Here is a 15,362-nt window from a genome sequence, read left to right as displayed (position 1 = left end):
CAAAACCGGCTTTGGAACGACTGCTAACTATGAGGTGGCAGCCGGTAGGCCCACCTGTGCCCGGAATTGGCGAGCGGCGGTCAGCGCTCCGAAGGGATCCCCCTTATACAGGCCGTAGTGCATCAAGGACAGGTGCCGCAGCCCCAGTTGAGACACTTCCCGCAGCCACTCCGGCTGGCTCATGAGCTGAAAGTCTGTATGGACGGTGTCGGCCCGTCCGCCACTGGGGTGCTTGTCTTTGATGGAGGGCTCGTAGTGGGCCAACATCAGGTTGGGGTGGATGGGGGAAAACAGGCGGCAACAGAGGCGGATCTGCTCCGGGTTACCGGGATCCGGGCCGTTCAGCTCTGGGTTAAACTCCCCTGGCCGCCGCTGGCGCATGGACTGGAAGGCGATCCCGTCCATCCGGCTCAGGGTCTCGGCAAAGGGCTCCACCATGCTGCGGCCTGCCCCCCGGGAAGGGTCGTCAAAGGTGGCAATCCAGCCCCCCCAGCACAGGGCTACTTCGGCTGCCGGCAGCCGCTCCTTGATGGCTTGGCGGGCTGTGAGGACATTGCGCATTAGGGCTTGGTAGTAGAAAGCAGTGTCGGCGTTGTAGGTATCTGCTGGGATCCGCCAATAGGAAAACTCCGTGGCCAGGCTCCAATAGGTAGGGCGGCCTTGGGGGTTGGCTTGGGCGATATAGCCGGCCAATTCGGCTACATCCTGGACAAACTGCTTGGAGATGTGGTAGTCGCCGCAGGGGCGGTGGGTGTCGTCTTCCCAGGTGATGATGTGGAGGGTATAGCCCCGCTCAAACCACTGCCGCAAAAGCCCGGCCTGGTGCCAGTTGCGCCAAAAGGAGAGATCTCCCTGGCGGTGATCAAAGCTGTTCAGCCAGCCGCTCAGGAAATGGGGATCCCACCCCTGCGCCACTGCCGCCACCTGCGGATCCGACTCGATTTCCCACAGAAACCGGCCCGGATCCTCCCCTATGCCCACCTGCCAGCGGGCCAGCAGCTCTAACAAGTTCATGCTTCCCGTCTCGGCATTTTCCGGGCTGCGACTCCCCTGCTGACTCAAAAACTCCTGGCCACAGCCGGCAACCCCATAGGCAGCCAGCAGCGCTCCGCCCGCTTGCAGCACCTGTCGCCGCTGCCAGGATCGTCTCCTTTTCATCTCCTCTCCTCCTGCGGTTCCTCTTGGTGTTGGCGAGCCCACAGCCGCACTTGGGGGGAGCTATAAACCTCCCTGAAGCCCGGCAGCCCCTCAAAATTGAGCTCAGGCCAAAATTGCAGGATGCGATCGGCGCTCCGCAAGGGATCCGCCAGCCCCGCTACCAAGAGGTAGTCCACCCTTTCCTGGGGATGCTGAAGGGCCAGGGCAAACTCGTACTGGTGAGGAGTAAGGAAAGAGCGGGGATCCCTTGCCCAAAAGATAGCCTCAAAGTGGATGTCGTCGTCCACCAGCACTTTTTGTCCGGGCAACAGGTGGCGATAGAGATACTGCCCAACCTGGCGCTTTTCCTGCCGCAGCCTCCGCCAGTCTTCTAGGGCTTGCCCAGCAGAGGTTACTTCATACAGGTTTTGGGCAGCTTCCAACTCGCCACTAAGGGGCACTACCCCTGCCACCAGCCGCTCCCAGAGATCCCGCTCCTCGGCCACCAGGGGCATGAGGAAACCCGGCTCTTGGCTCACCCCATAACCGGCAGTGAGGCAGTTCAACCCCAAGAGGGCAGTGATCAACAGGCGCTTAGCCCAGCCGGGGCCGGCTCCGCGACACAAGTAGGCGCCCATCAGCAAAGGCAGCGGCACCCAGAAAAGGCCAAAGCGGCTCAGCTCCCGCAAAAACAGCCCCTGCCCTAGAGAAGCCAGCAGGATGACCAGCGGCATCCCCCAGACCAGAGCCCATACCCAGCGACCCGGGCCTCGGCCCAGCAGGGATCCCAGCCCCAACAGCAGATAGGCAGGGGCCAGCACCGCCAGCCATTTCCCAGCCTCCAGCACCCCCCGCCAGCCACCCGCCTGCTGCAAGTCTTCCCGCAATTGCGGCAGCCGCAGACCGCTGCCCACCTGGTAGGTGAAAGCCCAGGGATCCCCTGCCGACAGCCAGTTCACGTACAGCCAGCTCAACATCAGGGCCAGGCTGATAAACCCTGCCACCAGCAGCGAAGCCAGCCGAAAACCCCAGGACTGTTTGCGAAAAGCCAACAGCAGCACCCCTGCCACCCAGGGCAGCAGCCACCCACTTTCCCAACGCAGCACCATCAGAGGCCCCAGCGCCAGCCCAATGAGCAGTAGCCGTAGCGCAATGGGCAGCTCGCCAGAATCCGCCCCAGTCTCTGCCCTGGCCTGCTCCTCTTTACTCAAGGGAAACAGCAGGGCCATGTTCACCCCCACCAACCCTGCTGTGGCTGTCCAAACAGGGCTGCGCAGCAGCATCAAGATCAAAGTCGGCTGCACCACCATCAACAAACCCCACAGCCAGCGCCATCCCACTTCCACCGGCAAGCCGCGCAACTGCCGCCACGTCCAGCCCAGCAGCAAAGAGCCCAAGATGGTCTGCAGCAACAGCGGGGATCGTCCCAGAATGGCCGTGACCATCACCAGCAAGGGAGGAAAGGTGGTGCCCACAATGGGCAGGCGGGGATCCGGCCCCAAGGCCGCCACGGATCCCTTATAGCCAAGAAACTGCATCTCCAAGCTCACCCAGCCCCAGCCCTCCTTCAAACCCCACAGAAGGCTAGCCAGCAGCAGAAACAGGATCCCGGTAGACCCGAAGAGCCGCAAGAAAGCCCTGAGCTTGGTGAGAAACATGGGTTGCTTTAACGACTTCAAGAAGTTAGAAGGCAACTCATTCAACAGCGAATCAAGCCTTAAGAGTTGTCTGATGAGAACAAGTTTCAGAAAAAGTATGGGGATGGGCTGACGTGTCTGGGAACTGGACACAGGGCTAGATTAGCATTCCCTGGCCTGAGAGACTTTATCTACGAGTTTTGGCGTAGGCCAATTCAGCCATATTGTCGATGAGGAGGTCTCGGACGCTGAGAGAGAATGAGGGTGACTTTGCAAGGACATGATCTTATGTTGCAGGCTGTGCGGGACGTGAATGATGCAGCAGTTCCAGCGCTTGAGCTGGTACCCTCTCAAGCAGAAACCCGTCCTTGGGGATCCTTCTGGGTTTTGGATGAAGGCCCGATGTACAAGATCAAGCGCATCGAGGTGAAGCCCGGCCATCGGCTCAGCCTGCAGATGCACTACCACCGCAGCGAGCACTGGATCGTGGTCAGGGGCACAGCGAAGGTTACCCGTGGAGAAGAGGTGATGCTGCTGAGCTCCAACGAGTCCACCTACATTCCCCCCTGCACCAAGCACCGCCTGGAAAACCCCGGCACCCTTCCCTTGGTGTTGATCGAGGTGCAAAACGGGGAATACCTCGGGGAGGACGACATTGTGCGCTTTGAGGACGACTACGCCCGCCAGTAGAGGGATCCCCTGGGCATCCGAATCCACGATTTGTGCGTAAAGACCCCCGAAAGCTTACAGATTTCTGCATGTCGGGCAAACTTGGGTCAGGTGGGCCAAGGGGCTTGCCTGCCTCAAACAAGTTGGGGATCAACAAGAGGGGGTCAAGGTGATGCAGAAGGCAAGACAGTGGGCTTTGTGGGTTGCCGGTTTGCTTTGGTGTTGCGGGCCGACGGCTGTCCACGCAGCGGAAGTCATTTCTCTGCAAAGGCTGGGCTACGACCGCTCGGTGCTGCTGCAAGGAGCTAACCCGCGTCTAGATATCGGGATCCCTGCCCCCCTGAACGGCCTTGACCCCGAGGCCAGCTTTGTGCAGTTGCGCCTGGATCCCTCGCCGGTGCTCAAGCCCACGTCCACGGTGCGGGTGCTGATCAACGAGGAGCTAATGGGCCTTTTTCTGGTGCGGGACCTGCGGCAGGAGCCGGTGGTGCGAGTGCCCATCCCCAGCTTGGCGCGGAGCGAGCGCTTCATCACCTTGTCGGTGCAGCCTTTCCTGAGCATCAGCGACGATATTTGCGCCGACTTGAATACCGGCAATTTGCTGCTGACGGTAGGGCGGGATAGTTTCTTTGAGCTGGCGCCCCTCGTTCCTGATGCCACGGTGGCCGGTTTTCTGGGCCGGCTGTATCCTCAGGTTACTTTGGTAGTGCCGGCTGACCTCACTCCTGAAGCGGCGGAAGCAGCTCTGTGGCTGTACAGCCTCCTTTCTCACCTGTTTCCGCAAACGCCCATCCTGTGGAGCAACCGTCCGAAGCAGGGGGCACAGGTGATCTTAGAGCCGGCCAATTTCACCCCCCACTTGCAGCATCAAATTACCCCAGAGGGATCCCGCCTGCGAGTGGCCGCCCGCCGGGAAGCTATTCTTGCTCTCTATGAAGAATGGAAGCGGGCGGGGCTGGTCAGCCGCGGCATCCAGGTGACAAGGGTGGCGGATCTGGAGAGAGCGCTCAGGGCCAACCGCCTCAGCCTGCGAGAGCTGGGGATCGTGGATCCCATGTTGCGGGGGTTTGGCAGCCAGTCTTTGGTCTTCAACTTCAACCTGTCCCAATTGGGGGGGCGGCCGCGGGATCTGGCGGCGCAACTAGACGTCATTATGAACCCGGTGGATGGCCGAGTGGGGGATCGCCTCACCGGCTACGTGTTCTTGAATGGCGTTCTGTTGCGCACCTACAACCTAACCGGGCGCACCCAGCTCAACGAAACTGTGACCCTGCCCACCCGCCTGCTGCGCCGCTTTAATCAACTGGAGCTCCGCTTTGACTATGGCGCCAGCCCCGGTAATTGCCAGGGATCCCTGACCCCGCTGACCCTACAAGTGCGCTCGGATAGCTCTGGCTTTATCTGGAGCGGCTACCAAGCCCCCACTGGCGAGCTGCAGGAGATCCCGGCGGTGCTTCGAGGATCCGGCCAAGTGTGGGTAGGGGATCCCCAGTTGCTGCCAGCTACTGCTTATCTCTTGGGTGCCCTTGGTCGTCTGTCGGCACAGCCCTTGTTGCCCACCCTCCAGTTTTTACCGGAGGGGAAATCCCAACTCCAAGCAGAGAACTTTGCCTGGCAGATAATCGTGGCCGGGCCAGATCAGGTGGAGCTTAATAGCCCCATCCGGCTGGGATCCCAGTTTGAAATCATCAATCCCCTCAACCAGCAGGTGGCCTTGGCCGCTCAGCCTCAAGAAAACCTCGGCCTTTTGCAGTACTTTCTCCTGAAAGGTAAGCCGAACCTTTGGCTTTCCTGGTGGGGATCTGACCCGGCTTTGGCAGAGCGCCTCAGCCGCGGCCTTGCCGATCCGCGCACCCGCCTGGCCAACCAGCTACAGGGAAACGTGCTCACCGCCTATGCCGCTGCCCCCGATCTCACCCAAGTACAGAGCTGGGATCTCACGCCGGCAGGCTATCGAGTGCGCTACCCCGGTCGCTTCAGTTGGCAGCTTTTGTTGTGGCAATACCGCTTTTGGCTGGTGCTTTTGCTGGCCATCCTGCTGGCTGTGGGGGCATGGGACACCTATCGACGTTTGGCCCGGCAACCTGAGCCGCCAACCCCCTCTTAAGCCAAGCGAGAACCTAAGATTCGCCTAGAATTAATCTGATTTTGAGCTTATGTTAACGCTTATCGAATACTGGTTGGTGCGCACAGGCTGTCTAACCCAGGAGCAGTTGGCAAAGGCTTATCGCTATCAAAAACAAGCTGATTGTTCCCTGCCGCGGGCCCTCTGGAGCTTGAGGGCAATGCACCCCCGTCAGTTTGCTCGCCTCTGCTGTCAGATCTTGGATCGGCCCAAGCTGAGGAGCTGGTTGCTCGAGCATCCCCTCGACCTAGAGCTGCCTTGGCTGATCGAGCCTATCGATCTGGTGCCGGTGCGCTTTCTGCCCTGTGGCTGGCTCGACCCGCGAACCGTAGTGGTTGCTACCGAGGAGCCGGGCCATCCCATTGTCTGGCAAAATGTCAAGCGCCTCTGCCCCGAAGCCGATCGGATTTGGGAGATCCCGGCCACCGAAAAACAGATTCTGACCGCCCTCATTGAACGCAAGCTGACGGCAGAGCTGGTAGGCAGTCGGCTTACTCTGGAACAATGGCAGGATCTTCTGGCCATTCGTCGCCGCACCGGATCCAGCCTAGGTCAGCTTTTGACCCGGCTCAGCTACCTTTCCACGCCGGAGTACCTGAGCATTCTCACTCAGTTGTTAGGGTATCCGACAGTGTCTGAATTGATAGGGACAGGGCTGCTTCATCGAGATCCAGCTTTGAGCAAACAGTTTGATCCTGAGGTGATGATGCGTCACCTGTTCTATCCCTTGGCCTGGACGGATCAGAACACTCTCACGGTGATGGTGAACGACCCCCTGGACTGGGTGGTGGATGAGATCCTCTACGCTTGGTGGCCAGGCTTGCGTATTGAAAAAGTTCTGGGCACCGAGCAGGATATCACGCAGCTTCTCAGCCAGGATCAGGGCTCCCAGTTTAGCCAAGAAGCGGTGTACAAGCTCATGGCCCGCCTGCCAGAAGAATCGGCCTCGCGGGTGTTTACCCCCTCCCAGATTGCGGTGGGCTACGGCCTGCTGCTGCTGTTGCTTTGGGGATTGGCCACTGCTCCCTGGACGACTCTGACCATTTTGGTGCTGCTGATCAATCTTTTTTACGTCGCTTCGATCCTGTTCAAACTGCTGCTCAGCCTAGTGGGATCCGCCGATCGCTTCCACCAGATTACCGATGAGGAAGTAGCCGCTTTGGATGATCGCGACTTGCCTATCTACACCATCCTGGTGCCGGTCTACAAAGAGCCGGAAGTAATGCCGATTTTGATCAAGTCTCTCTCCAAGCTGGATTACCCCCATGAGCGGTTGGATGTGCTTATTCTGTTGGAGGAAAACGACCGAGACACCATTGAGGCAGCTCGAGCTGCCAAGCCCCCCCGCTACGTGCGCCTGCTCATCGTGCCAGATAGCAAGCCCAAGACCAAACCCAAAGCCTGCAACTACGGCCTGGCCTTTGCCCGTGGCGAATATCTCACCATCTACGACGCTGAAGATATTCCTGACCCAGATCAACTCAAAAAAGCAGTCATTGCCTTCCGAAAAGGGGATCCCAGCTTGGTCTGCGTCCAGGCTGCCCTCAACTATTTCAACCGCAACGAGAACTTCCTCACCCGCATGTTTACCTTGGAGTATTCCTATTGGTTCGACTATCTGCTGCCGGGTTTGGAAACTCTGAAAATGCCCATCCCCCTGGGAGGCACTAGCAACCACTTTCGCACTGACCGCCTGCGGGAGCTGCAGGGATGGGATCCGTTCAACGTCACTGAAGACGCAGATCTAGGCATCCGCGCCAGCCAGCACGGCTATACGGTGGGGGTGATCAACTCCACCACTTATGAAGAGGCCAACTGCGCCGTTAAAAACTGGATCCGGCAGCGCTCCCGCTGGATCAAAGGCTACATGCAAACTTGGCTGGTCCACAACCGCAACCCCCTGCGCTCCTTGCGCAAGCTGGGCCTCAAAAACTGGCTATCCTACCAATTTTTTATCGGGGGCAGCTTCTTTACCTTTCTCACCAGCCCCATCATGTGGCTGCTGTTTATTTACTGGCTGCTCACCCGCGCCCATTGGCTGCAAAACCTATTTCCCAGTTGGCTGGTTTATCTGGGCTTGTTTAACCTCCTGGTGGGCAACGCCATTGGGATTTACCTGAACCTGGTCGCGGTCTTCCGCCGCGGTTACTACGATCTGGCTTTCTATGCTCTGCTCAACCCCATCTACTGGCAACTGCACTCTATGGCAGCTTACATGGCCCTGTGGCAGCTCTTTACCAAGCCCTTCTACTGGGAAAAGACCATCCACGGGCTAAGCAAGTTTACCCACGCCAAAGTCCAGGAAGCTGCTCACAAAGCAGCCTAGGCTACGGACTGAGTTCCTAAGCAGTAGCAGCGAAGTGAGGACAGCCAGCACCCTTCTAGAAGCTGTAGTCCGAGTCTACGATCACAGCACAACCACTGGGGTGGAGACAGCTAGCCATGATCACCTTGACAGAAAAGTTGCCCTCGTAGGGCGCCTGCACGATGGGGAAATCGTCCAACAGTTCGTCTGCAGCCACCACCTGACCGCTGGCATCGTAAAGCACCAGATCCACATCGAAGCAATCCTGGTCGCACTGCGCCCAGATGTTTTCACCTCGGTAGAAATAGCCTGTAACTACGGTCGATTGTCCATTAAGAAGCCACAAACTACGGCTCTGAGCCCAGGCGGCAGCGCCCCCGATAACTGTGGCCGCTCCTATTAAGCTTGCCACCAACCAGCCCCGCACCGAAGCCATAAGACTGCCCTCCTACTGAAAAACGGAGATAGATTTTCTACAGGGATCCACCTCAACGCCCACACTCTAGCACCCGGATCCGTCTTTCCCGAATGATCCAGATCACGTTAAGGATCCCACGTTAAAAATCGCGAAAAAGGGATACAAAAAAGGGATCCCGAGTAGAGCAGGGATCCCTTAATTCTGATTGACAACCCGGCGCAGCTGGCTCATCGGTTGAGCCGACTTCTTTATTGTGGTTTTATTGTGGCAAGCTCAGTTCCCCGCGTCGCCCCAAGGGATCCGTCAAGACATTGCCGGCGGGGCCTTTGATTTGAATGGTGCAGCGGCTGCCGGACACTTCAATAACGTTGTAGTTGGGCACCGCCAGCTCCAAAAAGCGCAAGTTGCCCGTCGTTACCCCTGGGATCCCGCTCACTTGCGGATTGGTCGGGTTCACCGGTGCCAAAAAGCCGTTCACAATCCGGTAATACAGGCGGCTGGCATTGGGGATCCCCAGTTGATTGCCCAGCTCGTCAATGCTCAGGGCCGTAACGCTCCGCCCGGTGGGGCCGGTCCACACCTCCCAGATAGGGTTGCTGCTGCCGGGGTTGACCTGGCCGATGAAGCCGGCGTGGTTGTTGCCCGTCAGGAACACCACGTTGCGGATGTTGTTGCTCTCAATAAAGTCAATGACTTCCTGCCGCTCCAGCCAGTAGCCTTCCCAAACATCGTTGGAGCGGAAATAGGTCACCGTGATGGGAAACTCGCTGACGATGAACTTGTAGGTGGCGGTGGAGTTGCGCAGGCCGTTGAACAGCCACTGCTTCTGCGGATTGCCCAAGAGGGTACGGGGCGTGCGGCGCAGCAGGTTAAACAGGGCTTGCTCGGAGCCGGGTGGGCCAAAGAAGAGGGTCTCTTGTTCGGGCGTGAGGCGAATGCCGGCCAGCTCCAAAAAACGCTGACGGGTCAGGCCGGGGGGCAAAATGGGCAAAATGGGGGTGACCGCCGCCAAATCCCGGTACTGGCGCAGATCCAGGATGAAGACTTCGGCATTGGCCCCGTAGCGGAAGCTGCGAAACAGCCGATCCCGGCTATCCACACCGACCACATCTGTCAGGTTGGGGGTAATGGGGTTGTATTCAAAAAAGGCTTGGTAGCCGAGCACCTTGAGATCTTCCACATCCCGGGTTTGCCCGGTGGTGTCGTTCAGCTGAGTGGCCCGGCCGCCGCGAGCCTTCTGGCCGCTGTAGTTGTCAATTACCTCGTGATCGTCCCAGTTGACAACAAAAGCAGTCCGGCCAAACAGTTGCACGAACTCTCGTCCGGCATAGTTGGGATCCCGCTGATCCCGATAGAGGCTGCGGTAGAACTCCAGATTGCCGATGGGATCTAAGCCCAGCCAGAAGCGATCGGCGTAGACGGTATCGCCGTTAAAGGAAATGAAATCGATGTCGCCGCGGCTAACTTCTGCCAACATGGCTGCCCCAATAGGAAAGGGAGGCTCGTTGGCACAACTGATGTGTAAGAAGCGAATGGGTCGTCCATCCCCAGGAGCTGGCAGGGTGCGAAACTGGCCTACAGGGCTGGTAAACCCCTCGCTGACAAACCGGTAGAAGTAGCGCTGCGCTGGCCTCAAGCCGGTGACGACGGCACGAGCAATGTAGTCGCCTGGCTCAGTGCGGTAGTTGCGGCCCGCCACACGGCGAGCAGTAAGCGAAACTTGTTGCGAAATGGGGTTGAACTCGGAATTCTCAGCCACCTGCAACGTCACCGCAACCGTGTCTGTTGCACTGGCCGGGATCACCCGCGTGGAAAGCACCGCCCCTTCCGAGGTGGGATCCCCGGCAAATACCCCTTGGGGAAATCCAGGCTCTCCCAGGGGGGGAATGGAGGAACTGGAGGTGCCTCCACAGGCAGCCAGGGCGGCTGCCCCACCTCCAAACATCAGCAACTGCAGGAAAAAGCGACGGGAACGCAGGGAACTCATAGGGCCCACCTCAGGGACACAGGCAAATGTAAAGGGATCCGCAACAAAGGCCAATCGCCTTTTTAGTCAAGCACTTTTGCCCCCAAGCTGAGGTTGTGGGCAGGTGAAGGCTGGGTTAGGGTTGGTTTAACGGCTCTGACCCCTGCGCCCAGGTTCCCCACGGCCTTTTCACAGAGCTTGCTGAGAAGGCTAAAATTTCATTACAGTTTTTCCTGCTTTTGCCCCATTTTTGCGGTTTTGCGTTCCTTAGACTTCTTGTTGACCCTGCCGAAGGAGGGATCGTCGTGGCTACGGAGACTCTGGTCAAGCCTTCTGTAACCCCGAAGCACATGCCCATGTACCGGGTGTTGCTGCACAACGACGATGTCAACACCATGGAGTACGTGGTGCAGGTGCTGGTCAAGGTGATCCCGGCGATGATGCCGCCGCAAGCCACTGAGATCATGCTGGAAGCCCACAACAACGGTGTTGCTGTGGTGATCGTGGTGCCGCGAGAGCACGCGGAGTTTTACTGTGAGCAGTTGCGGCAACATGGCCTCACCAGCTCCATTGAGCCGGAACGCTAGGCGGGGCGGGTTGGATGGGCCTGCCGATCTCCAAGCTGAGGGCTTGTCCATTTCTGCTGCGTCTGCTGCTTTTCTTGGCGATCCCCCTCCTAGCCTGGCTGCCGTGGGTCGGGCTGGGGGGGTGGTTTTTTCCGGAAGCGCGAGCCTACCTGTGGCTGCTCCTGTATGCCCTGCTGCTAGCCTGGCTATGGGTGTGGGGATCCGGGTTTGCCGCCTATGGACTGGATGGCAGTTGGCCTTGCCGAGGCGGGATCCTGTGGGGCCTGGGGATCGGGGTCGGGGGGCTTTTCTTGCTTTTGGGCCTGGAGGGATCCCTGGGTTGGCTGAGTTGGAGGGCGGTAGGAGGGGGATCCCTGCTGGTCTATGGGTTGCTGGGGTTGCTTTTGGGCTTGGGGGTGGCGCTGGCGGAGGAGCTGTTTTTTCGCGGCTGGCTGCTGCAGGAGATGCTGCTGGACTACGGTTGCAGCACTGCGGTGTGGGGATCCAGCTTCCTCTTTGCTATGGCCCATTTCCTGAAGCCTTTGCCTGAGATTCTCGCCACCTGGCCGCAATTTCCCGGACTGTGGCTAATGGGACTGCTGCTGGTGCAGGCAAGGGTCTGGAACCAAAACAAGCTGGGCCTTAGCCTAGGGCTGCACGCGGGTTGGGTATGGGGCATGGCCTGGGTCAACAATCTGGCCTGGATAGACTACACCGGCAGGGTGCCCGAGTGGCTGACCGGGATCGGCGGCAACCCCTTGGCCGGGCTGATGGGCTTGCTTTTTCTAGGAGGGACTTTCGCATTTCTCAACGGCCTGGCTCAAGCTGGCTGGCTACCGGCAGACCTGGAAAAGCGTTGATTGAGCTGATCGATAAAGAATCACCTACTCTCCCCAAGGCCCTTCCTCGTAGTAGGCGGTCACCTGCTCCTTGGGCGGCTGGGTAAGCAAGCTTACGCCAATTAACACCCCACTGCCGATCACCACTGCCGGGATTACGGGTAACCAGCCCCCTGTCCAAGCCCGCGGCAACAGACCCGACAGCCAACCTAAAGTCAGGCCACTGGAGACGAGGGCCCCGGCTACTGCCCCGGCGCGGGTAGCCCGCTTCCAGTACAGACCGGCTATCAGGATTGGGAACAGCATGGCATTTCCCTGAAAGCTCCAGGTGGCGATCTCCACAATCAGCCCCGGCGGGTTAAGAGCAATCACAAAGGAAGCTAGGCCGATCCCCAGCACCACCCAGCGGCCTAGCAACTCTTCTTGGTGGGGGGAAAGCTGGCGTCTAAAGAGGGTCACTACCAGATCCCGCGTCACTAGGGAGCTGGCGGTGAGAAGCTGGGAGTCAGCTGTAGACATGAGAGCAGCCAGGGCCGCCGTAATCACCACCGCTGCTACGCCGCTGGGCAGGGTTTGCAACATCATGGGCATAATCTGATCCGTTTTCTCCAGGCTGGGAAAAGCCAGGCGGCCCCAAACCCCCAGCAGAGCTGCTGGGAAAAAGACCAGCAGAATCAGCAGCGGCCAGACTACCATCAGGGTCTTGAAGGGATGAGCACTCCTGGCCATGTAGAAGCGCTGGAAAAATTGCGGGAAAAGGGGAGTGGCCATGAAAAACAGCAGTTGATTGCCGAGTAACCCTTGCCAGCTCCAGCGTCCTTGGGGGCCGGGCAAGCTCAGCCAGGGATCCAGTTCGCTACCCGCTTCTCTCCCTAGGGAGAAAGCCACTGCAACAAAGGCCACCCCCATCCCCAGAATCAAGATGATCCCCTGCACCACATCCGTCCAGACCACCGCCTGGGATCCGCCAAAGAGCACATACCCCAGGATCACCAAGGCCACCACCACTGCCAAGGGCCAGTAGGGGATCCCCTCCCCCAACACCGCCGCCAGGGTTCGGGCCCCGCCAATGATCTGGATGCTGATGTAGGGGGCTGTAAACACCAAAGCGCTCAGGCAATACAACAACGCCAACAGGGGGCTTTGAAAACGATGGCCGAAGAACTCCGAAGGGGTGATGAAGCCAAAGTGTTGGGCTGCTAGCCATACCCGGTAGCCCACCCACAAAAACAGCCCCGAAATGAGGGCGGTGGTCACCCCCACCCCCAGGAAGATTCCCAGGCCATGGGTATAGGCATCTGCCGGCACCCCAATGAAGGTAAAGGCGCTGAGCAAGGTGGCCAGCGTCGTCAAGGTTAGAGCCAGGGATCCCAGACCCCGCCCCGCCAAAAAGTAGCTAACCGGATCCCGACCGCTGTGGCGATAGCTCCAGAAGCCGATGGCTGCCAGCAGCAGCAAGTACACCCCCACCACACCCAAACTTAAAATGCTGTCAGTCATCTCCAGGCCAGCAAACGCGCACAATGTAGAAGTTAAGAGGTACCAACAGCAGGACAGCCAATCCCGCCAGCCAATACCAGGCCGGGATCCCCAAAAACTGGGGCTGGGCCGAGCGGGATCCCACCCAGGTCAACAGCCACAGCAGGGGATAGGCCCCCCACACCCAAGCTTGGCGCATCCATCCAAACCGCAGGGGCCTTGATCCCTGAAGGTTACCGCCGGGATCCAACCCTGACATCTGCCCATCTCCTGATTTTTTGCCAAGCGTTCCTTTTGCCAATCATTTAAGATACAGCCACTGTTGCGCAGAGCTGAAATTGTCTTTCTCCACTTCCCCTTCAGATCCTGTTGGCAAGAGGGAGCCTTCCCGTGGGCCAAAGCGCGGAGAACCAGAGCGGCCTTATTGGCTGGCTTGGGCGCAAGTCAAGGGGATTGGCCCCCACCGCCTGAAACGGCTGGCGGAGTTTTTCGGATCCCTGGAGCGGGCTTGGCAAGCGGATGCCCCGGCCCTGCGGCAGGTGGAAGGCATTGGCCCCACCCTGGCCCAGGCTATTGTCTCTGCCCGTCCTGGCCTTGATCCCGAGCAGATCCTGGAGGAAACCCTCAAAGCGGGGATCCCCTTTCTCACGCCTGCAGATCCGGACTATCCGCCGCTGCTGTGGGAGGTGCCAGATCCCCCGCCCATTCTCTATGCCCTAGGAGAATGTCCCAATTGGCAACAGCCGGCTATTGCCATCGTCGGCACCCGCGCCCCTACGGCCTACGGTCGACAGTGGACCCAGAAAGTCAGCGCTGCCCTGGCGGAAGCTGGCTGTGTGGTGGTCTCGGGGCTGGCAACGGGGATCGACGGCATTGCCCACCAGGCCTGTCTGGATGCCGGCGGCAAGACGGTGGCCGTGGTGGGAACGGGGGTGGACAAAGTTTACCCAGCTCACCATCAAGCTCTCTACCGGCGCATCCTGGCCCAAGGGGCCATCCTCAGCGAATATCCCCCCGGCACACCGCCGGCCAAGGAGCATTTTCCCCAGCGCAACCGCATCATTGCCGGCCTCTGTCGCGCCACTTTGGTGATGGAGGCTCCGGAAACCTCGGGAGCGCTAATTACTGCTCACCTGGCCAACCACTACGGTCGGGAAGTGTATGCCCTGCCGGGGAACATCGACACGGCAGCAGCCCGCGGCTGCCTGCAGCTCATCCGCGACGGCGCCGGCATGATCCTGGGGATCGAGGAGCTGTTGAAAGACTTGGGCCTCCTCCAGGGATCCCCTGTGCTAAAGCAGCCCTCGTCCACTGGCCCCAGCGATCCCCAACAGCAACTGCTCTGGCAGCTGCTAGGGGAGGGCATCCTCAGCCTCGATGCCCTGGCCCAGGCTAGCCAGATGGATATTGCCACCCTTTCCAGTACCCTGCTGCTTATGGAATTGGAAGGCTGGCTGGTACAACTGCCGGGGATGCGCTACCAGCGGGCTCGCTGAGGCTGGATCCCTGCACTGCTTCTCCGATAGGAGCACGGCAAGCGGGATCCTCGTGGCGGGGGTTGTTCACATAGGTGCTGACCGGATAAGCCGCCATGGCTTCTGCTGGGTAGGGGCGGAGCAAGGGCAAAAGCAGCTTGGGATCCTGCACCTGGGGATCCAGCCAAAGGTCGTAGTCGTTTTCCGTCAAAATCACGGGCATCCGCTCGTGAAAAAGCCGCATCAGGCGGTTGGCAGCGGTGTTGAGGATGGCACAGGTTTCCACCTCCACTCCCTCTGGGCTGCGCCAGCGTTCCCAAATGCCGGCAAAGGCAAATACCGGTCGATCCACCAGGTGAAACCAGTAGGGTTGTCTGCCCTTCTTGCCTGTACCCTGGTCGGCCCACTCGTAGAAGCCATCTGCCGGGATCAGGCAGCGACGACGGCGGAAAGCTTCGCGGAAAGAAGGCTTCTCGGCCACCGTTTCAGAACGAGCATTGATCAACCCGGCCTTGGCGGCTTGGCTCCAAGCGGGGATCAGGCCCCAGCGAAAATGGGTTGCCTTGCGCTGAAGGGATCCCAGCTCAATCATCGCCAGCACGGGCTGAGAAGGGGCGATGTTGTACCGGGGGACAGCTGCCCTTTCTTGGGCTGCCGCCGGCAAGCCGAAATGCTGCATCAGCACTTCTGGGGCCACTGCCAGGCTAAACCGTCCACACATGTTTGTCTCCCAGTCGCTCACCCCA

13 protein-coding genes are annotated in these 15,362 nt (G+C 59.4%); 6 read left to right on the top strand and 7 right to left on the bottom strand.

Translation table 11 applies throughout. From position 1 onward, the window contains the following. Positions 1–27: 27 nt before the first annotated feature. Both ACVWY8_RS06720 and ACVWY8_RS06715 read right to left on the bottom strand, forming a co-directional pair. On the bottom strand, positions 28–1,158 hold the full coding sequence (locus ACVWY8_RS06720) for a hypothetical protein (RefSeq protein WP_457393710.1): 1,131 nt from the start codon (positions 1,156–1,158) through the stop codon (positions 28–30). Beyond that, positions 1,155–2,795 carry a hypothetical protein gene (locus tag ACVWY8_RS06715; RefSeq protein ID WP_457393712.1) on the bottom strand — a complete coding sequence of 547 codons (1,641 nt, stop codon included), beginning with the start codon at positions 2,793–2,795 and terminating at the stop codon, positions 1,155–1,157. Before ACVWY8_RS06715 ends, ACVWY8_RS06720 begins: the two co-directional genes overlap by 4 nt. Before the next feature lie 267 nt (positions 2,796–3,062). Here ACVWY8_RS06715 and ACVWY8_RS06710 point away from each other — a divergent pair, with 267 nt between their 5' ends. The 3 genes from ACVWY8_RS06710 (at position 3,063) to ACVWY8_RS06700 (ending at position 7,894) form a co-directional block, all read left to right on the top strand. Then, complete coding sequence (locus ACVWY8_RS06710; RefSeq protein WP_414412749.1) at positions 3,063–3,464, top strand: cupin domain-containing protein; 402 nt, start codon at positions 3,063–3,065, stop codon at positions 3,462–3,464. Positions 3,465–3,615: 151 nt separating this feature from the next. Further along, positions 3,616–5,550 carry a cellulose biosynthesis cyclic di-GMP-binding regulatory protein BcsB gene (locus ACVWY8_RS06705; RefSeq protein ID WP_457393714.1) on the top strand — a complete coding sequence of 645 codons (1,935 nt, stop codon included), beginning with the start codon at positions 3,616–3,618 and terminating at the stop codon, positions 5,548–5,550. 49 nt (positions 5,551–5,599) lie between these two features. After that, the gene (locus tag ACVWY8_RS06700) at positions 5,600–7,894 is read left to right on the top strand and encodes a glycosyltransferase family 2 protein (RefSeq protein ID WP_457393716.1); all 2,295 of its coding nucleotides are present in this window, start codon (positions 5,600–5,602) and stop codon (positions 7,892–7,894) included. A 55-nt stretch (positions 7,895–7,949) separates the two neighbouring features. Here the strand turns inward: ACVWY8_RS06700 and ACVWY8_RS06695 are convergent, their stop codons facing one another. Continuing rightward, positions 7,950–8,309: a hypothetical protein gene (locus ACVWY8_RS06695; protein WP_099812809.1), complete on the bottom strand. Its 360-nt coding sequence runs from the start codon at positions 8,307–8,309 to the stop codon at positions 7,950–7,952. Between the two features lie 241 nt (positions 8,310–8,550). Beyond that, entirely contained in the window at positions 8,551–10,278 is a 1,728-nt protein-coding gene (locus tag ACVWY8_RS06690) for an alkaline phosphatase D family protein (RefSeq protein WP_457393718.1), read from the bottom strand. Between the two features lie 284 nt (positions 10,279–10,562). Between ACVWY8_RS06690 and clpS the strand changes: the two genes are divergently transcribed. Continuing rightward, entirely contained in the window at positions 10,563–10,844 is a 282-nt protein-coding gene (gene clpS / locus ACVWY8_RS06685; RefSeq protein WP_099812808.1) for an ATP-dependent Clp protease adapter ClpS, read from the top strand. A gap of 14 nt (positions 10,845–10,858) precedes the next feature. Beyond that, positions 10,859–11,683: a CPBP family intramembrane glutamic endopeptidase gene (locus tag ACVWY8_RS06680; RefSeq protein ID WP_457393720.1), complete on the top strand. Its 825-nt coding sequence runs from the start codon at positions 10,859–10,861 to the stop codon at positions 11,681–11,683. A 24-nt stretch (positions 11,684–11,707) separates the two neighbouring features. On the opposite strand, the gene ACVWY8_RS06675 is transcribed toward ACVWY8_RS06680, so the two are convergent. Together ACVWY8_RS06675 and ACVWY8_RS06670 are read right to left on the bottom strand one after the other, a co-directional pair. Further along, complete coding sequence (locus tag ACVWY8_RS06675; protein ID WP_457393722.1) at positions 11,708–13,162, bottom strand: sodium:solute symporter family protein; 1,455 nt, start codon at positions 13,160–13,162, stop codon at positions 11,708–11,710. After that, positions 13,155–13,340, bottom strand: coding sequence for a hypothetical protein (locus ACVWY8_RS06670; protein ID WP_457393724.1), 186 nt, complete (start codon positions 13,338–13,340; stop codon positions 13,155–13,157). The genes ACVWY8_RS06675 and ACVWY8_RS06670 overlap by 8 nt, the downstream gene beginning before the upstream one ends. A gap of 139 nt (positions 13,341–13,479) precedes the next feature. On the opposite strand from ACVWY8_RS06670, the gene dprA reads away from it, so the two are divergent. Further along, positions 13,480–14,637, top strand: coding sequence for a DNA-processing protein DprA (dprA, locus tag ACVWY8_RS06665; protein WP_457393726.1), 1,158 nt, complete (start codon positions 13,480–13,482; stop codon positions 14,635–14,637). On the opposite strand, the gene ACVWY8_RS06660 is transcribed toward dprA, so the two are convergent. Then, complete coding sequence (locus tag ACVWY8_RS06660) at positions 14,576–15,337, bottom strand: SOS response-associated peptidase (RefSeq protein WP_457393728.1); 762 nt, start codon at positions 15,335–15,337, stop codon at positions 14,576–14,578. The genes dprA and ACVWY8_RS06660 overlap by 62 nt on opposite strands. Positions 15,338–15,362: the final 25 nt, after the last annotated feature.

This window comes from Thermostichus sp. OS-CIW-32 (assembly GCF_054060415.1).
Note: the sequence above shows the minus strand (reverse complement) of the source record. Positions and strands in the feature narration are given on the sequence as shown.